This window comes from Pseudomonas sp. N-137 (assembly GCF_034555295.1).
Classification (GTDB): domain Bacteria; phylum Pseudomonadota; class Gammaproteobacteria; order Pseudomonadales; family Pseudomonadaceae; genus Aquipseudomonas; species Aquipseudomonas rhizophila.
The window spans coordinates 183382-203371 of sequence record NZ_JAXUDQ010000004.1 but is presented as its reverse complement, the minus strand read 5'-3'; the positions used below and the strand labels follow the sequence as shown (position 1 = coordinate 203371).

Sequence of the window (19990 nt, the reverse complement as noted above, 5' to 3'; positions counted from 1 at the left end):
CTGAAAGGGAACGGACGCGGGAACAGACTAATTCTATTTTTCTGAAAGTGGAAATGCCTTTTCAATAAAAAAATAGGCTGCTCTCGTTCCTGTTTTGGTGAGGGGAGCATATGAGTGAAGTTAATAAGTGTGTTGCGCGCGCAATCGTCGAAGTTGCGATTTTTCTTGAGTTTTCCAAAGAGGATGCAGTCGCCCCTGGTGCGTCTATACAGGCACTTGAGCAGCTGGCAGCGACTCTTCAAATTCGAGCGAAAAAGGGGACAGATTTATTTGTTTGCTCAGTTCTTTAGGGGGGGAGGGGGCGATTTATTTAAATGCTCTGTGCTTAAATAAATCTGTCCCCTTTTCTTTTTTCGGCTAGAACTGAGGGTAACATAATAAAATCTTTCTCTAATGAGTACGGTAGGTTTGAGGTTAGAGAATCCTTGTTTATAGGGTCGTCAGGTAAGGCTGCAAATTTTCAGAGCACGTTTCAGGTTCTCGATAATGGAACTCGAAAACTGAGTACCGTCATACCACTTCACTGAGGATGTTATATGGAGTTTCCAAGCGAGTATGATTTTTTGGAGAAATTTGGTATGGAGCCAGTTGAGGTGGATCCAGGCTTGGCATTGTGCCGATATATAAAGAAGTCAGAGTCTAACCAGCTCGAAGTTGATGTTTCTTTCAGTGCTGTCATGCGGTCTTTTCAGATCGTATTACGTATTTCTGAGCACGAGCTGGTAAATGTTTCTTCAGAAAATGTAAGATCGATTAAGTTGGTGAGAGACGGCTCTGAGGCGGGGATGCATGTTTTGTTTGATGTCGGTGACACAGTGTCTGAGGCTAAAATAATACTTGAGCCAGAAATTAGTTGTCGGTGGTGGATACTCCAAAATACCTGAGTTGGGAGGTGGAGGGGGCTCTGTAGAGTGGTAGGCTAATTGTTTTTTTCTGTCTACACTGCGAACATTGGGAAGCCGGTTGACAGCTATTGATTCGAGGGAGGATGGACGTTGGAGATTAGCATTGCTGTGGCCGAATTGCTAAGTGTTCGGGCATGTCTTCCGGGAAAAGGGGACAGATTTATTTAGTTGCGCTGTTCTTAAATAAATCTGTCCCTTTTTCTCGTCAAGCACGCCATTGGAACTGAATACAGTGATCCCGTGGAGATGACGGTTGATCTGGTTGGTGGTCGTACCTATGGTCTTTACGGGGTAACGGGGACAGACCACGTTTTCTGTAATGTAAAAACGTGGTCTGTCCCTGACGGATCCTAGTTAAAGGTGGGAGAATAATTAATGGACAATAAAGAGGCTCTTAAGGTCATTGACAATATGATGTGGATGAAGAAAGCCTCAATTTTTCTTTTGTTGCTCGATTATGCTCTACGTAATTTTGACTCGGCGAGCGGTACTCAAGAAAAATGTCAGGAGGCGGTTGATAAATGTTGGCTATGGCTATCTGATCGAAGGGTCAGTGCGGATGAATTAGCATATTACCTAGACTCCGAGGAAATGCAGAGCGGACCGTTGGCGGAAGAAAATTTTGCATCTGAAAGCGTAGAGCAAAATAGTTTGATTTTGATTTTGTTGGTAATCGGTTTTTTTGCTAATAAGGCCTACGAGGTTGCGGGGCTACAAGAGCAAATGTCTGAGCCGGTATGTGAGGCGGACGAGAGTTCCGCTGTATATATCGTTGACTATATTGGTCGGGTAGGTTTGTCTGGTGTGTTGAGTGTTTATCTATCTGCTAAAGCTGAGCTTTAAGCGGAAGGGCGAACAGGGGGCAGATTTATTTTGTGAAGCGCAGAGGGAACATGCTTATTGGCTGTGCTCGGTTTATAAATAAATCTGCCCCTTTTCTCTGCTGTTGTCGAAAGTGTTTCGGTGGTCTGCGGTCATTCAAGTTTTGCAGGGAAGTAATCATGAAAAAAACTACCGTTTTAGTTCTAGCCATGGCCTTGGCAGGCTGTCACTCAAATGTCAGGGACTCCTCTCCAAGCCTGCTCAAGGACGGCGTCCAGTTGCAGCAAACCAAGGTCGTTGCTGACGCGGACCATGCCAAGATCATCATGAAGTCGACAGGGTTTACCCACCCGGTGCAATTCTCCGTGCGGCGCAGTTACGATGCCGATCAGCGTGCCGAGGTCTTGGGAACCGTGGTCGATTCCGGTCGTGGCAAGGTATTCGGCTGGATCGCCAAAGTGAACGAGGTTGCCAACAGCGCCACCGTAAAGCGCTTCCCTCAGTTGGAGGTGCAGGCTGATCCCGGACAGGCGATTGAAGTGATCGGTGAATCACGGGTCTACGACTCGAACTACTATCGCTATGCCGAAAAAATTGTTTATGCATGCGGCCCTATGAGCTCCACCTTCAAACCCGAGAAGCAAAAGGTTTACCTGGTGGAGTTCGTGATCGTCGGGGCCGGTTGCGAACAGCATGTCTACGACGTCACCCAGCCACAGGAGCGTATTCCTGTTGCGAGCGTATCGGGCCTCTGAATCCGATTTAAGGATTGAGAAACGGGCGACCCTCAAGTCGCCCGTTTTCATTACTCCGCAGCCTGCGCCCGCAGCCTTCTTCCAATCACATCCATTACATCACACCCATCGCGCAACGATATCGTCAGCATTTTGCAGAAGTCAGCAAGCACCACCGTATCGGAGCTGATATCCGAACGGAACGCGATGTTTTCCAATACCTGAGTCACGGTGCGAATACGGTAATCGGCGGTTTCAAAAAGGACGTCGAGGGGAGCTTCGGTGTCGATGAGCAAGGTAGCGGGTGTGCAGTCGATGCCAGTAATGGGCATGTATCGTTTCATGTTTTGGCTTCCTCTATTTAAGTGAATGCCATCACTCAAACGTCGCCAAACGAATGGGTGACAGCTGTACGCAGGTTGGCGAACCGGCAATAGAGAACCGGCAGACCCGAAGGTCTCCCGCGCACAGCCGCCATAAAACGACTTTGCGGGTGCGCAAATGACTGCAAAAAAGCACTCAGCTTACGCATTCTCTACTGTCAGGTCGCCAAACCTGAATCGCCATGTTGGGCGACGGGCGGACTATAAGCTTCATCCCTCCAATGCTGCAAGGCGCCGGTTTCTGAGGTTTACGTAGGATTCGTAGCGAGGCCAGCGGCAGGAGCTCAACGTGTCTTGGACGTTGGCCTTACTTCACCGCATGTCGCCTCTGACCCACGACATCGTCTGGATGGAAACCCGGACGGTGAACAACGAGCACGGGGTAACGGGGACAGACCACGTTTTCTGTAATGTAAAAACGTGGTCTGTCCCTGACGGATCCCCAATGGAGATCTGGACGTTGCCGCGCAAGTGGCGGAAAACGGCACGCGTTACAACTTCCTCGGAGACCACTCCCAAGCGGAGCGAGACAGAGCTCTCAAGGAGTATGAAGAAACCAAGAGCCTGGACGCCGCCAAAAAGATGATGGTGCTCCAAGGCTCGGACCAGCGTAGCGATGCGTTGTTGGAGCGTTTTCACACCGATCCCGCGTCGCTTTCTCCGGCAGAGAAAACAGAGCTGGGCGCTTATCTTCAGGTCTACGGCTACGAGCAAAGCCAGGAACACGGGGTGGAGGCTGCTCGCACGAGCATCAATAATCTGCTTAAAAACGGACCGGATCCATACCGAGACTACCCGTATGCGGGCGGTACTACCCAGGAGCGAATTGCCTACGCCGACGACCTGAGAGCTCGGGACGGCGTGTCGGTGGCCAACATCTTTTGGTCCAGGGACCAGAGCGCTAGCGAAATGCTGTACCGCGATGCTGAGGGTTACCTGCGCATCAATCGTGAAATGCAGGCGATGAGTGACGTGGGGTCACCTGCTCTGTATTTCCTGACCGGAAATCTCGGCACTACGATTCGGGTCGCAGCTGCGGCGAATGGTGCACTCCAAGCAGGACACGGTGCGGGCCAGGTCTACGATGGTGATACGTGGAATGGCATCGGCAACATTGTGGTCGGCGCTATGAATGCGGCGAGTCTTGGGGTGCCGAGGATTGGGGCATCTGGACGGGGTAGTGCGAGTCAAGGTGCTAAAGACTCTGGCAGTTCCAGTGTGCCTAAAGTTCCAGCCGACCCTGTAGTAGTGCGCAGCGACAATGATTTTTCTTTATCTGTGGGGGGAAATGGAAAGCCAAAGGCCTACATTAAAGAGAATGGCGATTTGGTACCCCCTAATCTTGAGGGGACAGGCAGCATTCAGACACATGTGCGCGGAGGCGGTTCTGAAAATTCTCCGTACATTTCTGTGACCGACCCGAGAGTGTCATCCAATCCTAAAGATTACGGCTCTCAAAAAATAGAAATCGACGTCAAGCGATTGCAGCAGGATATAGATTCTGGTGTATTACCAGACACAAAGTTTTTGAGCAATCGTGAGGTCGTTGCTGAGCTTCAGGCTAGGGTAAATGCCGCGCGGAATAAATACACAAGCAACCCCAGCCCAAAAAATGAGACTTCATTGAGCAGGGCGGAGTCAGACCTGGTGAACGTGATGCGTGATGGTGAGTGCTTGATCAAGGGTTGTGTACCGGCCGGCTATATTAAATTCATTCAGAAATAGGGTTCATTGTGGATCGGAAAACCTACGACCTACTCCACGGCATACCGGATCATGCTGATTATGCCGCCGAGGCAGGTGAGCTGGATGCCGAAGATATACCGCAGGAAAGAATGACTGCAGTGTTGGATTTGCTTCGCAATTCAGATGATGATGTTGTGCGCTTCGAAGCTGCAAAATTGTTGACTAGCTGGGGGATTTTCGAGGGGTTGGTTGCATTAAGCGAAAGCATGGAAAAGCCGGAACTTATCAAAAATACCTACCCCCACAGGTTGCATGGATACGATGATACTTATCGCCAGATCCTCATGGCTGTAACCATGTACTTCGCAAATATGGTCGACAGGGGACAAAGGGAAGTCGCTAGGGCTCAAGTTTTTTTACCACTGTCTACTATCATCGAGTTGGCAGGAACGGAACCCTTTGAAATATCTGACGCTTTCGCCTTCTTAAAGCGTGAGCGGTATCCGGAGTACATCCCGTTTGTTAAACAGCACCTCAGCTCGATAATAGATCGCCCCGAAATACATCAATGGAAAATCTACGACGCTATGGAGTTTCTGATGGGGGTCGAGCCAGAATTCGTTATGTCTCTGCTGCAACTGAGAAACAAGAGCATCGAAGATTTTATGCCGCGGCAACGTAGCTGATTTAAGCGAGGCGTTGATGGCAGTAGAGGGGGCAGCTTGTTTGATAAGCGAAGGGGGGCGTGACATACCTATAGCGGCGCGAGGACTGCTTGCGCAGCCCTGCGGGAGCAAGCTCCCTTGCCACGAGAGCCAGTTGATTAATCAATTGGTGGAGGTTATAGCGGGCACCACGGGTCTTCCCCGTTTGCGCTTTCCAGGATCTTCGGAAAGTTTCGCGCGAATCCCCAGCCTGAAGCCACGGCGGTCATGGTGGTTTTGCAGGCGGGGTTCTTTTCCGAGACGATCAGGTTCATATAGAACTGGCTTCCGTAAATTGTTGGCGCCCACAGCACCATGTCACTTCTTTCGGCGTTCCGGTCGACTTTCAATTGAATGGTGTTGACGAGTCTTGCGCCGGTGTTGAGCTCGGTTACTTGGGGGTGGAAGCAGTGGTTCAGGTAGCCTTGCACGCGTTCTTCCACCACCGCCCGCTCTTGCGTCAGGCAATACTCGGGGCTGGTTGTGCCGGTGTTCAACAGCTCATCCTTGGAATATGGATGCAGCGAGCAGCCGCCCAGTAACAGAAAAACGACTCCTGTAAATCCCTTGTACAAATTCAAGCTCCTTCTAGAAACGGCGGTTTACCAAAGCGGATTGCGGCAAGGCGGCGGGCGGGACTATACGCAATTTTTTCGGCCTGGAACGACTAAACCAGCTCGCCGTAGGAACCGACGGAAAGAATATTCCCCATTGACTTGTAGGACATTTCCTAGAAAATTCCAGTCCCTTGCGCCTGCTGATTCCGGTGCCTAGTCTTTGTCCACCGCTGCCAATTAGCGGTCGGGTTTAGCAGCTCGGAATCACGTTAGGCGCATGGCAACTGCCTTCAATGCGGGCATTTTTGTTGCCCGAATTCTTATGGCAGCTATGCGCAGGGCATCCTCGGGTGCGCCGGTTTCCTAACGTACCGGTCTGCTAACCTGCGCACGGCTGCCACCCACTCGTTTAGCAGCGGACGTGGCGGCTCCCACTTACGTTAGGGGTATTCCATGGACAAACTCATACCAGACCCTCCCGTTCCCCCGCTGCATCTGGACATCGCAGCCGACGCCAACGCCGAGCGTGTCATCGATTCCTATCTGAACCCCAAGCCCGCCCAGCCTGACAAGAAGCCATCCCCCGACCAGCTATTCACTGTCGTGGAGGGCATTGATGCTGAGAGCCTACAGTCCCTAACCCAAGAGCTGGCCTTTTGTTAAGGGCTGAACCGCCCAACCAAGCTGTTCAAGGTCACGGCCAGGCAGAGGTTAACCATGTCCCCGGTCCACCTGTTCCATGCCCGGCAGGTAGCCGATGGGTCCCGGAACCACCTCACACAATCTCTTAACGGAACGCCATTTCCTGCCGATACCCTGATGAGCCCTGTTTTCTATCGCGTTTCGGCGCGCGAAAACGGCTAGCAATGCGCGCCACACCGGGCGGTGACACGGCGTTTCGTTGTTTTGCCATTGGGTGCATCTTTTTACTTGCCTGGACATCCTCGATGCTGGCGTACCACCAAAAAAGTTTTCTGATCGTCGATGATTTCTCGGATTTCCGCAGTTCCGTCCGGTCCATGTTGCGTGAGCTGGGCGTCAAGGACGTGGACACCGCTGACACCGGTGAAGTGGCGCTGCGCATGTGCTCGCAGAAGCGCTATGACTTTATTTTGCAGGATTATCACCTGGGCGACGGCCGCAAGAACGGTCAGCAGGTGCTGGAAGACCTGATGGTCGAGAAGCTGATCAGCCATGAAAGTGTGTTTCTCATGGTGACGGCTGAAAGCAGTCAGGCGATGGTGCTCAGTGCGCTGGAGCATGAGCCGGATGCGTACCTGACCAAACCGTTCAATCGCTCGGGGCTGGCTCAGCGGCTGGAACGGCTGGAGCAGCGCAAGACCCTGCTCAAGCCGATCCTGCAAGCCTTGGATCGTGGCAAGCCGATGGAGGTGCTCAATGCCTGTATCGCCCTGTGCAAGCAGGATCCGCGCTACGGGCCGTTGTGTCTGCGTTATCGGGCTGATGCGCTGCGGGACCTGAACCAGAACGAAGCCCTTGAGCGGTTGTACAACACCATCCTGGCTGACCGTCCTTTGCCGTGGGCTTATGCGGGGCTGGGGAAGTTGTTGTTCAAGCGTGGCCAGGTGGGGCAGGCCAAGGATGTTTATGAGAAGGCCTTGAAAGTATTCCCGATGATGCCGGCGTTGTATGACGGGATGGCTGAAGTGTTGGTGGCCGAAGGCGATACGAAGCAGGCGCAACACGTGCTGGAAGAGGCGGTTCGTCTATCGCCACTGGCGGTGCGACGGCAGTCGCTGCTGGGCAAGCTGGCAATGACCAACGAAGATTTCGAGACCGCGTCCAAGGCCTATCGCCAAGCGGTGGGGCAGGGCGCGCAGTCGCGCTTCAAGGACCCGGAAAGCAACCTGGGCCTGGCCCATGCACTGATCAGCAAGGGCAGCGAAAAAGGCCTGGATACCCGCACTCGGCTGGAAATCAACACCACCCTCAGCGCCGTGGCCAAGGAAAATCTCAACGATCCTGGGTTGCAGGTGCGTGCGCGGTTGATGAAGGCCACGAGCCTGTTGCTCAACGATGCCGAAACCGCCGAAAAGCTCACCGAGCAGGCCTTGCAGCGCCTCGACGGCATGGAGCAGTTCATGAGCGCCGAGGCCGCGTTGCTGGTGGCCAAGCAGTTGCAGATGCTCGGCCAAACCAGCGCCGGCGAGTCGATGCTCAAGAACTGCGCGGAGATCTATGGCGATGATCCGACGGTGATGCAAGGCATCGCCAAGCTGACCGACGATCCGAATATCCTCAATCAAGGCAATGCCGCCGCCGAGCTGAACCGTGAAGGTGTGCGCGTCTACAAGACCGGCGCGTTGCCCGAGGCGCGAGAGCTGTTCCGTCGAGCCCTGAAGATGCAACCGAAGAACATCAGTATTGCTTTGAACATGGCGCAGTCACTGTTGCATGGCACCGATACCAGCGTGGAATCGGAGCTGCTGCAGGAGTGCCGCGCCTGCCTGAAACTGGTGGGCATGATGCCCGACACCGATGCGCGTTTTGCGCGTTATCAGAAACTGCGAAGCAAGGCATTTGGCGATGAATGACAGCGAACAGGCTCTCGATTTTTCCACGGTGATCGCGTCTACCGTGCACGACATGAAAAACTCCCTGACCTTGCTCATGCAGGCTCATACCCAGTGGCTTGAGCGTTTGCCCGAATCCGAGCGGCAGACCTCGGAGCAGGGCGTCATGGAGTTCGAGTTCGCCCACCTCAATGGCCTGCTGGTGCAGTTGCTGGGGTTGTACAAGCTGGGGGTCAACCAGTTGCCGCTGCATCCGGCCTATCACGAGCTGGATGACTTTATCGAGGCGCAACTGGCCGGTCATCAGGATGTGTTCCGCAGTCGCGGGATCATGGTCACCTACGAGGTCGACCCGCTGAGCCCCCTGGGTTTTTTCGATCGTGAGCTGATTGCGTCGGTGCTCGATAACAGCATCAACAATGCCATCCGCCACGCGCGCCAGGCGTTGCTGATCAGTGCGAGCGACGAGGCCGGGCAACTGGTGCTGACCATCAATGACGACGGCGAAGGCTACCCGGCCGAGATGATCGAGCGTCAGGCCGAGTATGTGCAGGGCATCAATCACAGCAGCGGCAGCACCGGACTGGGCTTGTACTTCGCCGCGCGGATTGCCGGGTTGCATCAGCGTGGCGGCCTGTGCGGGCGTACCGAAATTGCCAATGGCGGCGCGTTGGGCGGGGGCGTGTTCCGGATTTATCTGCCCTGAGCCTGCCCGGCACTCATAAATCAGTCGACACAACCCCCCTGTGGGAGCGTGCCTGCTCGCGATAGCGGTGTATCAGTCAACTCAGCATTGGCTGACCCGACGCCATCGCGCGCAGGCTCGCTCCCACCCAGTATTCCAGGGCTTGTTGTTTATTGTCTTGGGCCGCTTGATATTCCGAACACCCGAAGCCTATTTTGTACGGGTTGCCGTTAGCGGCTCGCACATAACAAGGATTGCGTCATGACGACCGATGGCCAGTGTTCACTCGCGCAGCGACTGACGGGCATTGATGAGATTGAGTGTGTCACCCCGGATTTGAATGGCGTGCCACGAGGCAAGGTGATGACTGCCGAGGGCTTCCTCGAGGGTCGACGGTTGCAGATGGCGCGGGGTGTGCTGTTGCAGTGCATCATGGGCGGTTATCCGCCGTCGCGTTTTTATGGCAGCGACGACGGCGACCTGGCGCTGGTGGCCGACCCGAAACACATTCACCGCTTGCCCTGGAGCGAACAGCCGCGAGCCTTGGCGATTTGCGACGCTGATGAGCTGACTGGTGAAAGCTCCCGGCTCTCCACGCGCGGTCAGCTCAAACAGGTTATTGCTCGTTATGCCGCCCTCGGCTTGGCGCCCGTGGTGGCGACCGAGCTGGAATTTTTCGTGTTCGCCCCCAACCCGGACCCGACCCAGCCGTTCCAGCCGCCTGTGGGCCTGGACGGACGGCGTGAAGACGGTCACTCGGCGTTCAGCATCAGTTCCAATAACGGCCTGCGACCGTTCTTTAAAGAGGTCTATGCATGCATGGCGGCGCTGGGCTTGCCCCGCGACACCTTCATGCATGAAATGGGCGTGAGCCAGTTCGAGATCAATCTGCTTCACGGCGATCCTCTGTTGCTGGCCGACCAGACGTTCCTGTTCAAGCACCTGCTCAAGGAAGTTGCCCTCAAACACGGCCTGACCGTGGTCTGCATGGCCAAGCCCCTGGCCCATACGCCGGGCAGTTCGATGCATATTCATCAGAGCGTCGTCGAGCTGGACAGCGACCGCAATGTGTTCAGCGACGAAGCGGGCGAGCCGACGGCGGCGTTCCGGCATTTCATCGGCGGGCAACAGGCTGGCATGGCGGATTTCACTGCGCTGTTCGCGCCGAACGTGAATTCCTACCAGCGCCTGTGTCACCCTTTTGCGTCACCGAACAATGCCTGTTGGTCCCATGACAATCGTTCGGCCGGGTTGCGGATTCCCGCCAGTTCGCCGGCGGCCCGTCGGGTCGAGAATCGCTTGCCGGGTGCCGATGCCAACCCCTATCTGGCGATTGCCGCCAGTCTGGCTGCGGGGCTTTATGGCATCGAAAATCGCCTGGAGCCGAGCGCCGCGATCCAGGGCGAATTCCAAGTGCCGGACAATCTTTCGCTGCCATGTACCTTGCATGCAGCCCTGGAACGTCTGAAGCGTAGTCATCTGGCGAAGGAACTGTTCGGTACGGAGTTCATCGAAGGCTACATCGCTTCGAAGACCATGGAGCTGACCAGCTTCTTTGATGAAATTACTCCCTGGGAGCGGCGTGTTCTAGCGGCCCAGGCATAACCCAACGTCGCATTCGGGCTATCTTCTAAATAGCCCGTACTCATCTCAAGGAGCCGCTCGGAACGCCGATGCGCCAAATCTGGAAACCTTTTCGAGCGCTGTATTTCGCCTCGCTGATGATGTTGATCGGCTCGGGCCTGCTGAGTACCTACCTGGCCTTGCGCCTGGCTGCCGACAATGTCGACAGCCTGTGGGTCGGTGCGCTTATGGCCGCCAACTATTTCGGCCTGGTGCTGGGGGGCAAGATCGGCCACCGGCTGATCGCCCGCGTCGGGCACATCCGGGCTTATTCGGCCTGCGCCGGGATTGTCGGTGCGGCGGTGCTGGGCCATGGCCTGGTGGATTGGCTGCCGGCCTGGATCGTGCTGCGGGTAATTGTCGGCCTGGGCATGATGTGCCAGTACATGGTGATCGAGAGCTGGCTCAACGAGCAGGCCGATGCCAAGCAGCGTGGCGTGGTATTCAGTGGTTACATGATCGCTTCCTACCTGGGCCTGGTGCTGGGTCAGTTGATTCTGGTCATGCACCCGGCCTTGGGGCTTGAGTTGCTGATGCTGGTGGCGCTGTGCTTCGCCTTGTGCCTGGTGCCGGTGACACTCACCCGGCGGATTCACCCGGCGGCGCTGCACCCGGCGCCCATGGAGCCGCGCTTTTTCATCAAGCGAGTGCCGCAGTCATTGAGTACGGTGCTGGGCTCGGGGCTGATCGTCGGTTCGTTCTATGGCCTGGCGCCGCTGTACGCTTCTCAGCAGGGGCTGTCGACCGAGCAGGTTGGTCTGTTCATGGGTAGCTGCATCTTTGCCGGATTGCTGGTTCAGTGGCCCCTGGGCTGGCTCTCCGATCGATATGACCGGGCGCTGCTGATCCGCTGCTTTGCGCTGGTGCTGACAGTCTGTGCGCTGCCGTTGGCGATATTGCCTACGGTGCCGTTGGAGGTACTGTTCGTCGCGGGGTTCTTCTGTTCGCTGGTGCAGTTCTGCCTGTATCCGTTGGCAGTGGCGTTTTCCAATGACCACGTCGAAGCTGATCGAAGGGTATCCCTGACGGCCATGCTGCTGGTGACCTATGGGGTTGGCGCCAGTATCGGGCCGCTGGTAGCGGGGGTGCTGATGAAGATGTTCGGCAGCCAGATGCTCTATGCCTTTTTTGCCTTCTTCGCCCTGGTGCTGGTGTGGCGAATCCGGCCGAAGGCGGTGACCAACCTGCATCAGGTTGACGACGCACCGCTGCATCACGTGGCGATGCCGGACAGCATGTCGAGTTCGCCTCTGGTGGCGTGCCTCGATCCCCGGGTCGACGAACAAGTGGTGCAGGAGCAGATGCACGTCGATCCTGTGCCGACGGAAGAACCGGCCGACGAAGAACCCGTCATGGAGGAGGTTGTCGCCGAAGAGGTCAGCGACGAGCCGTCGAGCCCCGATTTCACTCAGGCCAGGCCTTGAGCCAGTCATAAAAAAACGGGCAGTCACCGCAAGGGACTGCCCGTTTTTTTACGTGTCGAAAATCAGAGGTCGTCTTTGTCGAAACGACGGGCTTCGCGTTGCAGCTGATATACGAAGCGCTCAACCTGCCGTTGCACCAGGCCGCTGATGTTGTGGAAACGTACGCCGGCGAAGGTGGTGTTGATCCTTTCTTCGAAATGCAGATAACGCAGTTCGACCGGTGCGGTCATGTTGCCGAAGGGCAATGCCGCGATAAAGCGCTCATAGACCTGGCCCAATTGCAGGCGTGCGGTAATGTCACCTTCGAAACGCAACTTGCAGCCTGTGGCGGAAATGTCCAGCAGCTTGCCGTCAACCGGTGACTTGAGTTTGTCACCGCCCAGCTCGACGCTTACCAGTTGCGCCAGCTTGAGGGCGGCGCGGAAGGCGTTGCGGCGTTGGTGGTAAACCACTTCGTCAGGCAAGGCGCCGCGATAGCAGCGGCCGTCGCTGGACTCATCGATGGTCAAAGGGCCGTTGCTTTCCCACGCGATGCGCACGCCATCATGGAAACCCTCGACACGAAACGGCTCGCCCGCCAACAGGAAGCGTTCGCCGTCCCGGGGGATCATTTCATCCAGGGCTAGGGCGTTACGCTCCCGGTCGACATCGACCAGATAGCTCTGGAAGCGCTGGCTGCGTTCGTGGAAGGTGATGATCAGCGGGTCATGGCTATCTTGCAGCATCCGCAGGTTGCCGGAAATTTCCAGGGGCGTGGCGAGGACCTTGGGCGGCTGCGGAGCATCATCCGCGTTTGAGGCATTGAACACGGTGGGTCAATCTCCAGGCAAAATACGACGAGTAGCCAGCATTTTGCCAGCATGTGTCGCGCGTTGATAGAGCGCCGGCACTGTTCGTTTCATGCCTGGCTGAGCGGGCGGTGCTTGACCATCTTGGCGGTCGAACCGCGAGCGTCATAGAGCGTCGGGATTTCACCGCCGTTGAGAATGCGCAACTGGTTGGCGGTGGCGGCTTGCTGAACCTGGATCGACTGTCCGTTGCGAATGTTGGCGGCCTGGCATTGAGCGAGCAGGTCGTTGAGCACTTCACTTTGGGACAACAGTTGATCGCCCACCGACGACTGGCTGGCCAGCTGCTCAAGGCCATCGCGATTGGCGGGCAGGTTGAGGCTGGCGAGGATCTCGCTGCGCTTGCGGCCATGCTGATCGAGCAGAATGATCAATGCCTGTTTCTGCGCCAGGATATTCTCCAGCGACGGCATGTCGCGACCGTGCAATGCCAGGGACTCGGCCTGCAATAGCTCCAGCAATTGTTGCGCCGGGGCAAAGTCGTCGGTGATCAGTTGCAACAAATTAGTGTCGTGCATGGCTGGCCTTAGGTCTTAAGCGTCCAAAAGCCTGGCGCAGGCGTTGGCCTAGCGCTGGGCTTCGAAGTTGAGCAGTTTGCTGGCTACACGGTTGCTGTCGACTTTATAGCTGCCATCGGCGATTGCTGCTTTCAACTCGGCCACACGGGCGTTGTCGACGACAGGTTGATCGCGCAGCTTGTCAGTGACCTTCTGCAACTGCTGAGCCTCATTGCTGAGGTGTACCGACTCCCCGTTGCTGACAGTGGCGGCTTGTTCGGCCGGCGCGGATTTGTCGGTTTCGACGGTTTCCTTGCTGGCGTTAGGGCGCGTAGTGCCTGTTAGCGGTGAAGAGCTGTTTAAACGATTGAAATCGATGACCATGGTAAAAAACCTCTGGGTATTTGGACGCTTGCCATGTTTTCGGCCATCCCCAAAAAAACTTTAGGCTCATTTATTCAATGAACGTGCGCACGTCTGCGCTTGCCTTTGCGTAAGGCACAGTCTAGGGAACACCGTGGGCAAGCGCCAGCTCTCTACCCATTTCCACCCGATCTCTACATAGCCACTTCCACATGGCCTGGGGCCATTACCTGCGCCTTGATAACACGTTGGGAATTAAGGTTTTTTACCCGAATCTGTTCTCGCATGCCGCCGTTGGACAAAGCCTCGCCCGGCATCCGCACGGCCAGGGTCCCGCTGCGGGCGGTGATGACCACCTGATCGCCCTTGCGCACCACTTCGGCTTGTTCCAGGTGGACCAGGGTAATGACCTGGTCGGCGACCATTGGTCGGACAAGTTTCTGACCGATGGCCTGATCGACGGAGGTGAGGAAACCCTGGTTGATCTGGCTGACATCCCGTTCACGCAGTGTCACGTCCTGAGGCTCGACGATCCCGGCCCGCTTGAGCGGACGGGTGGTGGTGACGATTTCGCGAAACAGGCGCACTTGAGCGGGCACGAACACCGTCCAGGGCGCGGCGCTGTCGCACCGCAGCTTTACCGTGACCCGGCCCAGTGGTCTGGCCGGGCTCTCCAGAGACGCAGTCAATTCCTTGTCACACATGGGCATGCGCAGGCGCGGGTCGAGCTGGTTGACTTCGATTTCGTAGCGACCTTCGGTTTGACTGGTTGCCAGGTAGTCTTCTACGGTGAATTCAAGAAAGCCCTGAGTGACGCCGATAAGGAGATCAGGCAAGGTAACCGGAACAGCACCAAAGGCAGGGCCGCCCAAAGCGAGCAGGCAGGCAGCCAACAGTGCACCGAGCCAGTGGCGGCAGTGAGTGGTCAGGCGTCGAAAAAATGTCGTTTGTGCGTTCATGCCGGTTCAATAGCAAGCCCCGTGCCGTTTAGTGATGAATGCGCGTCGGACACATTAGCGTTAGGTAGGAGTCAGGGCATGGCGGGAGTAATGGATTCGGTAAACCAGCGCACTCAGCTGGTCGGTCAGAATCGCCTGGAGCTGTTGTTGTTCCGTCTCGACGGCCAACAGATGTACGGGATCAACGTATTCAAGGTCCGCGAGGTGCTCCAGTGCCCGAAGCTGACCCTGATGCCCAAGTCCAGCCCCGTCGTGTGCGGTGTGGCCAATATCCGCGGAGCGACCATCCCGATTCTCGATCTGGCGATGGCGACCGGTTCGGGGCGGCTTCTGGATCAGAGCAATCCGTTCGTGATCATCACCGAGTACAACACCAAGACCCAGGGCTTCCTGGTGCGCTCGGTGGAGCGCATCGTCAACATGAACTGGGAAGAGATCCATCCGCCGCCCAAGGGCACCGGTCGCGATCACTACCTCACGGCGGTGACCCGGGTCGATAACCAGTTGGTGGAAATCATCGACGTGGAGAAAATCCTCGCCGAAGTGGCACCGACCCCGGAAACGATTTCCGTGGGGGTGGTCGACGCCGAAACCCAGCACAAGGCGATTTCGCTGCGGGTCCTGACGGTTGATGATTCTTCGGTGGCACGTAAGCAGGTGACCCGTTGTCTACAAACGGTCGGTGTCGAAGTGGTAGCGTTGAACGACGGACGCCAGGCCCTGGATTACCTGCGCAAGCTGGTGGAAGAGGGCAAGAAGCCGGAAGAGGAGTTTCTGATGATGATCTCCGACATTGAAATGCCGGAGATGGACGGGTACACCCTGACGTCGGAAATCCGCAACGACCCGCGCATGCAAAAGCTGCATATTGTCTTGCACACCTCGTTGTCCGGTGTTTTCAACCAGGCGATGGTCAAGAAGGTGGGGGCCGATGACTTCCTGGCCAAGTTCCGGCCCGATGACCTGGCTTCCCGGGTAGTCGAGCGCATCAAGGCTGCAGAATAAAGGTCGGGCGCGTTGTGCGCCCGGCAAGTCAATACGATGAAAGAGGCGGTATTTTGTCTACGGGTAATTTGGATTTCGAACAGTTCCGGGTCTTCCTGGAAAAAGCCTGTGGCATTTTGCTTGGTGAAAACAAGCAATACCTGGTGTCGAGCCGTCTCAATAAGTTGATGGAGCAACAGGGCCTGAAATCGTTGGGCGAACTGGTCCAGCGCATCCAGACCCAGCCGCGCAGTGGGTTGCGCGAGATGGTGGTGGATGCCATGACCACCAACGAAACCCTGTGGTTTCGCGACACCTATCCGTTCGAGGTGTTGAAGAACAGGGTGCTGCCGGCGGCCATCAAGGCCAGTCCGGGGCAACGCTTGCGGATCTGGTCGGCGGCCTGTTCGTCGGGGCAGGAACCCTATTCGCTGTCGATGTCCATCGACGAGTTCGAGCGGACCAATATCGGCCAGCTGAAAATGGGCGTGCAAATCGTTGCCACCGATTTGTCCGGGACGATGCTCAATAACTGCAAGACCGGCGAATACGACAGCCTGGCCATCGGCCGCGGCCTGTCGCCTGATCGCCTGCAACGCTACTTCGACCCGAAAGGGCCGGGACGCTGGGTGGTCAAGGCGCCGATCAAGAACCGCGTGGAATTCCGCTCGTTCAACCTGCTGGACAGCTACGCCAGCCTGGGCAAGTTCGACATCGTGTTCTGCCGCAACGTACTGATCTACTTCTCTGCCGAAGTGAAAAAAGACATCCTGCTGCGCATCCACAGCACGCTCAAACCGGGCGGCTACCTGTTCCTCGGTGCCTCCGAGGCACTGAACGGTTTGCCGGACCACTACCAGATGGTGCAGTGCAGTCCTGGGATCATCTATCAGGCGAAGTGATTGCTTGGGTTGGCAAAAAAACGGGAGTCCGCAAAGGCTCCCGTTTTTTTTGCCTGCCGGTTTTTTCCAATGAACCACAACCTCCTGTGGGAGCGAGCTTGCTCGCGATAGCGGTATTGCAGAGGCCATCAATGTTGACTGACACACCGCTATCGCGAGCAAGCTCGCTCCCACATTTGATCCCCATTGCCTGGGTGGAAGCGGCAGAAAAGCGGCAGCCAGCGGAAACCGATTGCCGCTTTTCTGGCATTGCCGCTTTGCCGATGCCCGCAAAGCCCCGGTTTATGGGCTTTTTGAAAGTGGCACGACGCTTGCTATGTCCATCGTACGTAAATTCTGGTCACCCGAAGGTTTCCAACATGAGCATCAGTTTCGATAAAGCGCTCGGCATCCACGAAAAGGCCCTGAGCTTCCGCGCCCAGCGTGCCGAAGTCCTGGCCAACAACATCGCCAACGCCGACACCCCGAACTTCAAGGCTCGGGACCTGGACTTCTCCAAAGTGCTCGCCGAGCAGAACGAGAAGGCCAAGAACGGCCACTTCGCCCTGAACATGACCAACAGCCGTCACATCGAAGCCGAAGGCCTGGGCAATGGCGATGAGTCGCTGATGTACCGCACGCCGATGCAGCCTTCGATCGACCAGAACACCGTGGACGCTCAACTGGAACAGTCCAACTACACGGAAAACTCCGTGAACTTCCAGGCCAGCTTCACCCTGCTCAATAGCAAATTCAAAGGGCTGGTATCGGCCCTGCGCGGAGAGTAAGTCATGTCGATTGCGAGCGTATTCAACATTGCCGGCAGCGCCATGAGTGCCCAGACCACGCGTCTGAACACCGTCGCCAGTAACATCGCCAACGCCGAGACCGTGTCGTCGAGCATCGACCAGACCTACCGTGCCCGTCACCCGGTGTTCGCCACCATGTTCCAGGGCGGCCAATCCGGCGGCAGCGACTCGCTGTTCCAGGAGCAGGACGCCGCAGGGCAGGGTGTACAGGTGCTCGGCGTGGTCGAAGACCAGAGCAACCTCGACGCACGCTACGAGCCGAACCATCCGGCCGCCGACGCCAAGGGCTACGTCTATTACCCGAACGTGAACGTCGTTGAAGAAATGGCCGACATGATTTCCGCCAGTCGTTCGTTCCAGACCAACGTCGAAATGATGAACACCGCCAAAACCATGATGCAGAAGGTCCTGACCCTCGGTCAGTGATAAGGGGCGAGTCACATGAGCGTCACTAACACCACCAGTGGTTTGAGCCTCAACGAGATTCTGGCCAACTCCTCGGTCAAGACCAACACCACCAACGATGGCCTGGGCTCGGCAACAGCTGCGGCTACCGGCTCCAAGGAGCTGGGCAAGGATGCGTTCCTGCAACTGTTGGTCACCCAGCTGAAAAACCAGAACCCGCTGGAGCCGCAGGATAACGGCGAGTTCGTTGCCCAGTTGGCGCAGTTCAGCAGCCTGGAAGGCATCACCACGCTCAACGAAACCGTGAGCGGTATTGCCGGCAACTACAACTCGTCCCAGGCCCTGCAAGCCTCGTCACTGGTGGGCCGTTCGGTCATTGCCCCTGGTGACAAGGCTGTGGTCGACACCTCCAAGAGCCTCAACGGCACGGTGGTGGTACCGGCCTCGGTGTCTTCGCTCGCGATCAAGATCGCGGACAAGGACGGCAAGACCGTTCGTACGATCGAGCTGGGCAGCCAGAATGCCGGTAACTCGGCCTTCATCTGGGATGGCAAGAACGATGCGGGCACCACCCTTGAGTCGGGCACTTACACCTTCACCGCTTCGACCACTATCGATGACAAGCCCGTGTCGCTGATCACCAACCTGCCGGCGACCGTCAGCAGCGTGACGATCAGCCAGACCGGCGGTGAGCTGATGCTCAACTTGGCCGGGCTGGGCAGCATCGCCCTGTCCAAAGTACAAACTATTGGTATGTAGAGCCGACTAAACCGGCAAAAGGAGTGCAACATGTCTTTCAACATCGGCCTTAGCGGTCTCTATGCAGCCAACAAGCACCTGGACGTGACCGGTAACAACATCGCCAACGTGGCGACCACCGGTTTCAAATCGTCCCGTGCGGAATTCGAAGACGTCTACTCGGCGACCAAGCTGGGTTCTGGCACCAAGACCGTCGGCAACGGCGTGCGCCTGGCCAACGTCTCCCAGCAGTTCAGCCAGGGTGACGTCAACAACACCGGCAACGTGCTGGACATGGGCATCCAGGGTTCGGGCTTCTTTGTCCTGAGCAACGACGGTTCCCTGAGCTACACCCGTGCCGGTACGTTCAAGACCGACAAGGAAGGTTTCATCACCAACAGCGATGGCACTGCGCGTTTGCAGGGCTATGGCGTGGATGCCAATGGCAACATCCTCAACGGTATTCTGACCGACCTGCGCATCGACACCTCCAACCTGCCGCCGCAAGCGACCAGCCTGGTTTCGTCGACGATCAACCTGAATTCGACGGCGACGCCGATTTCCCAGGCGGCTCCCTACGTATTCGATCCAACCGATACCGCCACGTTCACCAAGCAATTCACCACCCCTGTCTACGATACCCAGGGCAACCAGCACTCCATGGACCAGTACATGGTCAAGACTGGCGCCAACACGTGGGATGTCTACACCCTGATTGATGGCCGTAACCTCAATGGCAGTGCGCCGGTTGCGCCGAACGCTCCGGTTCCTTCGACGATGACCTTTGATTCGAGTGGTAAGTTGGTTCAGGTCAGTACTCCAGGACCGGTCACAGTTCCGCCGACCGCGCCGACCATCAGTAACGATTTGGAACTGGACGGTTGGGTGCCGGGTACCGTGACCAACGGCGTGTGGACCGCCAACGGTGCCGGTTCGTCGACGATTACGGTCTCCATGGCCAACACCACCCAATTCAACGCTGACACCGCTCGGTCAATCCCTGCCCAGAACGGCTACGCCACCGGCCAGATCACCAACCTGACCATCGATGGTAGTGGTGTACTGCTGGCCAACTTCAGCAACAACCAGACCAAGCCGATCGGTCAGCTCGCCCTCGCCAGCTTCACCAACGAGCAAGGTTTGCAGCCGGTAGGCGGCAGCAGCTGGAAAGAAACCTTCGCGTCGGGCATCCCGGGCTACGATGCCCCGGAAACCGGCACCCTGGGTTCGATCGTCTCCAACTCCCTGGAAGAGTCCAACGTCAACCTGACCAACGAACTGGTCGAGCTGATCAAGGCCCAGAGCAACTACCAGGCGAACGCCAAGACCATCTCCACCCAGAGCACCATCATGCAGACCATCATTCAGATGGCCTGATATCGATGGTTGCCTGAACGCTGCACAAGAAGCCCCTCGCAAGAGGGGCTTTTTTGTGGGTGGGTGTTTTCG

The 19990-nt window shown here is 56.6% G+C and carries 23 protein-coding genes; 17 read left to right on the top strand and 6 right to left on the bottom strand.

Annotation, left to right across the window (positions count from 1 at the left end; translation table 11 throughout):
- Positions 1 to 110 precede the first annotated feature (110 nt).
- From T3A99_RS01345 to T3A99_RS01330, 4 genes are all read left to right on the top strand, one after another.
- Positions 111 to 290 (top strand): hypothetical protein, encoded by a 180-nt coding sequence (locus tag T3A99_RS01345; protein WP_274091126.1) that lies wholly within the window; start codon positions 111 to 113, stop codon positions 288 to 290.
- 246 nt (positions 291 to 536) lie between these two features.
- The gene (locus tag T3A99_RS01340) at positions 537 to 884 is read left to right on the top strand and encodes a hypothetical protein (RefSeq protein WP_274091125.1); all 348 of its coding nucleotides are present in this window, start codon (positions 537 to 539) and stop codon (positions 882 to 884) included.
- Between the two features lie 396 nt (positions 885 to 1280).
- Entirely contained in the window at positions 1281 to 1748 is a 468-nt protein-coding gene (locus T3A99_RS01335) for an Imm6 family immunity protein (protein WP_322833873.1), read from the top strand.
- 158 nt (positions 1749 to 1906) lie between these two features.
- Entirely contained in the window at positions 1907 to 2482 is a 576-nt protein-coding gene (locus tag T3A99_RS01330) for a hypothetical protein (protein ID WP_274091123.1), read from the top strand.
- Between the two features lie 50 nt (positions 2483 to 2532).
- On the opposite strand, the gene T3A99_RS01325 is transcribed toward T3A99_RS01330, so the two are convergent.
- The gene (locus T3A99_RS01325) at positions 2533 to 2805 is read right to left on the bottom strand and encodes a hypothetical protein (RefSeq protein ID WP_274091122.1); all 273 of its coding nucleotides are present in this window, start codon (positions 2803 to 2805) and stop codon (positions 2533 to 2535) included.
- 510 nt (positions 2806 to 3315) lie between these two features.
- On the opposite strand from T3A99_RS01325, the gene T3A99_RS01320 reads away from it, so the two are divergent.
- Positions 3316 to 4569, top strand: coding sequence for a hypothetical protein (locus T3A99_RS01320; RefSeq protein ID WP_274091121.1), 1254 nt, complete (start codon positions 3316 to 3318; stop codon positions 4567 to 4569).
- An 8-nt stretch (positions 4570 to 4577) separates the two neighbouring features.
- On the top strand, positions 4578 to 5216 hold the full coding sequence (locus T3A99_RS01315) for a hypothetical protein (RefSeq protein WP_047228770.1): 639 nt from the start codon (positions 4578 to 4580) through the stop codon (positions 5214 to 5216).
- Positions 5217 to 5371: 155 nt separating this feature from the next.
- On the opposite strand, the gene T3A99_RS01310 is transcribed toward T3A99_RS01315, so the two are convergent.
- On the bottom strand, positions 5372 to 5809 hold the full coding sequence (locus tag T3A99_RS01310) for a hypothetical protein (protein WP_047228769.1): 438 nt from the start codon (positions 5807 to 5809) through the stop codon (positions 5372 to 5374).
- A 435-nt stretch (positions 5810 to 6244) separates the two neighbouring features.
- On the opposite strand from T3A99_RS01310, the gene T3A99_RS01305 reads away from it, so the two are divergent.
- The 5 genes from T3A99_RS01305 (at position 6245) to T3A99_RS01285 (ending at position 12057) form a co-directional block, all read left to right on the top strand.
- Positions 6245 to 6454, top strand: coding sequence for a hypothetical protein (locus T3A99_RS01305; RefSeq protein WP_223194580.1), 210 nt, complete (start codon positions 6245 to 6247; stop codon positions 6452 to 6454).
- A gap of 284 nt (positions 6455 to 6738) precedes the next feature.
- The gene (locus tag T3A99_RS01300; RefSeq protein WP_047228768.1) at positions 6739 to 8346 is read left to right on the top strand and encodes a tetratricopeptide repeat-containing response regulator; all 1608 of its coding nucleotides are present in this window, start codon (positions 6739 to 6741) and stop codon (positions 8344 to 8346) included.
- Positions 8339 to 9031, top strand: coding sequence for a sensor histidine kinase (locus T3A99_RS01295; protein WP_047228767.1), 693 nt, complete (start codon positions 8339 to 8341; stop codon positions 9029 to 9031). The genes T3A99_RS01300 and T3A99_RS01295 overlap by 8 nt, the downstream gene beginning before the upstream one ends.
- Before the next feature lie 342 nt (positions 9032 to 9373).
- The gene (locus tag T3A99_RS01290) at positions 9374 to 10615 is read left to right on the top strand and encodes a glutamine synthetase family protein (RefSeq protein WP_172833816.1); all 1242 of its coding nucleotides are present in this window, start codon (positions 9374 to 9376) and stop codon (positions 10613 to 10615) included.
- Positions 10616 to 10683: 68 nt separating this feature from the next.
- Positions 10684 to 12057, top strand: a complete 1374-nt coding sequence (locus T3A99_RS01285) for an MFS transporter (protein ID WP_322833872.1) — start codon at positions 10684 to 10686, stop codon at positions 12055 to 12057.
- Positions 12058 to 12119: 62 nt separating this feature from the next.
- On the opposite strand, the gene T3A99_RS01280 is transcribed toward T3A99_RS01285, so the two are convergent.
- The 4 genes from T3A99_RS01280 to flgA form a co-directional block, all read right to left on the bottom strand.
- Entirely contained in the window at positions 12120 to 12866 is a 747-nt protein-coding gene (locus T3A99_RS01280) for a flagellar brake protein (RefSeq protein WP_047228764.1), read from the bottom strand.
- Between the two features lie 89 nt (positions 12867 to 12955).
- Positions 12956 to 13423 carry a flagella synthesis protein FlgN gene (locus tag T3A99_RS01275; protein ID WP_047228763.1) on the bottom strand — a complete coding sequence of 156 codons (468 nt, stop codon included), beginning with the start codon at positions 13421 to 13423 and terminating at the stop codon, positions 12956 to 12958.
- A gap of 48 nt (positions 13424 to 13471) precedes the next feature.
- Entirely contained in the window at positions 13472 to 13786 is a 315-nt protein-coding gene (flgM, locus tag T3A99_RS01270) for a flagellar biosynthesis anti-sigma factor FlgM (protein ID WP_047228762.1), read from the bottom strand.
- Positions 13787 to 13959: 173 nt separating this feature from the next.
- Positions 13960 to 14724, bottom strand: a complete 765-nt coding sequence (gene flgA / locus T3A99_RS01265; protein WP_047228761.1) for a flagellar basal body P-ring formation chaperone FlgA — start codon at positions 14722 to 14724, stop codon at positions 13960 to 13962.
- 78 nt (positions 14725 to 14802) lie between these two features.
- Between flgA and T3A99_RS01260 the strand changes: the two genes are divergently transcribed.
- From T3A99_RS01260 to flgE, 6 genes are all read left to right on the top strand, one after another.
- Positions 14803 to 15729, top strand: coding sequence for a chemotaxis protein CheV (locus tag T3A99_RS01260; protein WP_047228760.1), 927 nt, complete (start codon positions 14803 to 14805; stop codon positions 15727 to 15729).
- Positions 15730 to 15782: 53 nt separating this feature from the next.
- The gene (gene cheR, locus T3A99_RS01255) at positions 15783 to 16610 is read left to right on the top strand and encodes a protein-glutamate O-methyltransferase CheR (RefSeq protein WP_092392907.1); all 828 of its coding nucleotides are present in this window, start codon (positions 15783 to 15785) and stop codon (positions 16608 to 16610) included.
- Positions 16611 to 16969: 359 nt separating this feature from the next.
- Positions 16970 to 17377: a flagellar basal body rod protein FlgB gene (flgB, locus tag T3A99_RS01250; RefSeq protein ID WP_322833871.1), complete on the top strand. Its 408-nt coding sequence runs from the start codon at positions 16970 to 16972 to the stop codon at positions 17375 to 17377.
- A 3-nt stretch (positions 17378 to 17380) separates the two neighbouring features.
- Positions 17381 to 17824, top strand: a complete 444-nt coding sequence (flgC, locus tag T3A99_RS01245) for a flagellar basal body rod protein FlgC (RefSeq protein WP_014339780.1) — start codon at positions 17381 to 17383, stop codon at positions 17822 to 17824.
- Positions 17825 to 17839: 15 nt separating this feature from the next.
- Entirely contained in the window at positions 17840 to 18562 is a 723-nt protein-coding gene (flgD, locus tag T3A99_RS01240; protein WP_274091118.1) for a flagellar hook assembly protein FlgD, read from the top strand.
- 30 nt (positions 18563 to 18592) lie between these two features.
- A complete protein-coding gene (flgE, locus tag T3A99_RS01235; RefSeq protein ID WP_274091117.1) occupies positions 18593 to 19918 on the top strand; it encodes a flagellar hook protein FlgE in 1326 nt (441 codons plus the stop codon).
- Positions 19919 to 19990 lie beyond the last annotated feature (72 nt).

Bases quoted from the DNA above. Each gene is read 5' to 3' on its own strand.
- T3A99_RS01345 (WP_274091126.1), top strand. From the start codon at position 111: ATGAGTGAAGTTAATAAGTGTGTTGCGCGCGCAATCGTCGAAGTTGCG.
- T3A99_RS01340 (WP_274091125.1), top strand. From the start codon at position 537: ATGGAGTTTCCAAGCGAGTATGATTTTTTGGAGAAATTTGGTATGGAG.
- T3A99_RS01335 (WP_322833873.1), top strand. From the start codon at position 1,281: ATGGACAATAAAGAGGCTCTTAAGGTCATTGACAATATGATGTGGATG.
- T3A99_RS01330 (WP_274091123.1), top strand. From the start codon at position 1,907: ATGAAAAAAACTACCGTTTTAGTTCTAGCCATGGCCTTGGCAGGCTGT.
- T3A99_RS01325 (WP_274091122.1), bottom strand. From the start codon at position 2,805: ATGAAACGATACATGCCCATTACTGGCATCGACTGCACACCCGCTACC.
- T3A99_RS01305 (WP_223194580.1), top strand. From the start codon at position 6,245: ATGGACAAACTCATACCAGACCCTCCCGTTCCCCCGCTGCATCTGGAC.
- T3A99_RS01300 (WP_047228768.1), top strand. From the start codon at position 6,739: ATGCTGGCGTACCACCAAAAAAGTTTTCTGATCGTCGATGATTTCTCG.
- T3A99_RS01295 (WP_047228767.1), top strand. From the start codon at position 8,339: ATGAATGACAGCGAACAGGCTCTCGATTTTTCCACGGTGATCGCGTCT.
- T3A99_RS01290 (WP_172833816.1), top strand. From the start codon at position 9,374: ATGACTGCCGAGGGCTTCCTCGAGGGTCGACGGTTGCAGATGGCGCGG.
- T3A99_RS01285 (WP_322833872.1), top strand. From the start codon at position 10,684: ATGCGCCAAATCTGGAAACCTTTTCGAGCGCTGTATTTCGCCTCGCTG.
- T3A99_RS01275 (WP_047228763.1), bottom strand. From the start codon at position 13,423: ATGCACGACACTAATTTGTTGCAACTGATCACCGACGACTTTGCCCCG.
- flgM (WP_047228762.1), bottom strand. From the start codon at position 13,786: ATGGTCATCGATTTCAATCGTTTAAACAGCTCTTCACCGCTAACAGGC.
- flgA (WP_047228761.1), bottom strand. From the start codon at position 14,724: ATGAACGCACAAACGACATTTTTTCGACGCCTGACCACTCACTGCCGC.
- T3A99_RS01260 (WP_047228760.1), top strand. From the start codon at position 14,803: ATGGCGGGAGTAATGGATTCGGTAAACCAGCGCACTCAGCTGGTCGGT.
- flgB (WP_322833871.1), top strand. From the start codon at position 16,970: ATGAGCATCAGTTTCGATAAAGCGCTCGGCATCCACGAAAAGGCCCTG.
- flgC (WP_014339780.1), top strand. From the start codon at position 17,381: ATGTCGATTGCGAGCGTATTCAACATTGCCGGCAGCGCCATGAGTGCC.
- flgD (WP_274091118.1), top strand. From the start codon at position 17,840: ATGAGCGTCACTAACACCACCAGTGGTTTGAGCCTCAACGAGATTCTG.
- flgE (WP_274091117.1), top strand. From the start codon at position 18,593: ATGTCTTTCAACATCGGCCTTAGCGGTCTCTATGCAGCCAACAAGCAC.